General features: G+C 44.3%; 2 protein-coding genes and 1 pseudogene. 2 read left to right on the top strand and 1 reads right to left on the bottom strand.

All coding sequences use genetic code 11. From position 1 onward, the window contains the following. Both F6K53_RS37630 and F6K53_RS37625 read left to right on the top strand, forming a co-directional pair. On the top strand, positions 1–709 hold a 709-nt coding region (locus tag F6K53_RS37630), incomplete at its 5' end, for an AMP-binding protein (RefSeq protein ID WP_293084767.1). A gap of 629 nt (positions 710–1,338) precedes the next feature. After that, a complete protein-coding gene (locus tag F6K53_RS37625) occupies positions 1,339–2,109 on the top strand; it encodes an aspartyl/asparaginyl beta-hydroxylase domain-containing protein (protein ID WP_293064737.1) in 771 nt (256 codons plus the stop codon). Here F6K53_RS37625 and F6K53_RS37620 read toward each other — a convergent pair. Continuing rightward, a pseudogene (locus F6K53_RS37620) lies at positions 2,057–2,301 on the bottom strand (hypothetical protein); the annotation flags it as partial. The gene F6K53_RS37625 and the pseudogene F6K53_RS37620 overlap by 53 nt on opposite strands.

Here is a 2,301-nt window from a genome sequence, read left to right as displayed (position 1 = left end):
CCAACAGGGAACACAAAGGATTGTCGGCTGTGGTCAGCCCTGGTTAGATGATCACGTGGTAATTGTTGACCCGGAAACCCTAATAGAGTGTCCAGAGAATAAAGTCGGCGAAATTTGGGTATCTGGTTTAGGTGTGGGCAAGGGCTATTGGAATCAACCAGAGGAAACAGAACGGACATTTGGTGCCTATATAAAAGACACCGGCACTGGACCATTTCTGCGCACCGGAGACTTAGGATTCCTACAAGATGGGGAACTTTTTATCACCGGTCGCCTCAAAGAATTGATGATCCTCTGGGGAAACAACCGCTATCCCCAGCATATTGAAGCAACTGTTGAGAAGAGTCATCCAGCCCTACGACCCAATGCTAGTGCAGCGTTTTCCGTAGATTTAGAAGGGGAAGAACGATTAGTTATTGCTCAAGAGATAAAGCGGAGTTACCTGAGACACTTAGTGGTTGATGAAGTAGTGGCAGCCATTCGTCAAGCAGTAGCCCAAGAGCATATTGCTGATGTTTATGGGATTGTGCTGCTGAAGACCGGAAGTATTCCCAAGACCTCTAGTGGTAAGATTAAACGTCGGGAATGTCGGCTGCGATTTCTTGATGGCACTTTAGAGGCAGTAGGTCAATGGCGACAGAGTCAACTTCAACAGCGTAGTATTACCGATCTGTTGAGTCAGTTGAATGTTGCTGGATCAGAATCCTAAGGTTGTTATTGGGTCAGCTATCAGCTATCAGCTATCAGCTATCAGCTATCAGCTATCAGCTATCAGCTTATGGGTTACTTCACAGTGCTTTTGGTCTGTGCCAGCCTACTGTTAGCGTAGCGTGCGCGTAGCGTAATCGGTGATGCGCGAATAAGCTATGCAGTGGCCTGACAGAGGTTTCCACGGACTGCTGACTACTGACTGCTGAATGCTTAGGTTATTGGGATTATTAAATGTGTTAAAGATTACTAATTCCCAGAAAAGACGAATTAAAGTAGGGTGGGCAAAGTAATATAATCATTAATACTCAAAACAATCAAACTGTGTCTTGATGCAAAGCGCGAGTGGGGGAAACCACGGCAGTCGCTCATGGGGGGAACCCCCAAGACCGCGCTGCCTTCCCAAGACCGCGCTGCATCGCTTTTTGCCCACCCTACAAGCTGTTCGCGTAGCGTGCGCGTAGCGCTTAAGCTGACCGCTGAACGCGCACGCTTGAGCTTTTAGCTCACGGCTGAATACTTACCTAATTCCGACCATCACTAGGAATTTATTATTTTTTTTAGGAACCAGTAAAAAAAATAATTAGGTATGGTAACATATCCCTCTAAGCGCAGCTAAAATAATTAACCATGAAACGTTCTTTAGAGGCTCTTAGGGAGAAAGCCAGAAATTTCCTGATCTATGGTATTGGTATATCACTGATATCCAATTTTGAAAAGCTAATTACTAATTACTCATTAATTGGTAATTCAACCTTCTTCGAGCCTGACCAATTTGATTGGGTAGCTGAGTTAGAATCTCAATGGATGACGATTCGCCAAGAGCTAGATCAAGTCTTGAAATATAGAGATACTCTACCCAACTTCCAAGATATTTCCCCAGACCAGGCTGAGTATGTCAGTACGGATAATCGTTGGAAAACCTATGGCTTTTATGGCTATGGAATTAAAGTTAAACAGAATTGTGAAAAATGTCCGGAAACTACTCGTATTATCGAAAAAATTCCTGGCATGAAAACGGCCTTTTTTTCAATCCTATTACCAGGGAAGCATATCCCTGAACATAGGGGACCTTATAAAGGGGTGATCAGATGTCTTCTAGGATTACGTGTTCCTGAACCGAAGGAAAATTGTCGGATTCGTGTTGGTAACGACATTCGCTATTGGGAAGAAGGGAAAGCAATGATGTTTGATGATAGCTTTCCCCATGAGGTATGGAATCAAACCGATGGGATGCGGGTGGTTTTATTTCTAGATATTGTTAGACCCCTCCGTTTTCCTGCTTCATGGATTAATTTATTATTTATTAAACTAATTGCTTGGTCACCCTTCGTTCAAGAGGCTATGGCTAATCAGAAGAAATGGGAAGAACGTTTAGATAAGGTGTTTGCTCGACAATGAAGTAATAGGGAATAGGGAATCGGGAATCGGGAATCGGGAATCGGGAATCGGGAATCGGGAATCGGGAATCGGGAATCGGGAATCGGGAATCGGGGCGGGGGCGCGTGGTAAGAAAAAACGGCATATATAGTTTTTCATAGTTATGAAGCAAATTCAATTTTCTTACCCCGACTCCCGACTCCCTCGGTGCGC

Source organism: Moorena sp. SIO4A1 (assembly GCF_010672065.1).
Taxonomy (GTDB): Bacteria; Cyanobacteriota; Cyanobacteriia; order Cyanobacteriales; family Coleofasciculaceae; genus Moorena.
Note: the sequence above shows the minus strand (reverse complement) of the source record. Positions and strands in the feature narration are given on the sequence as shown.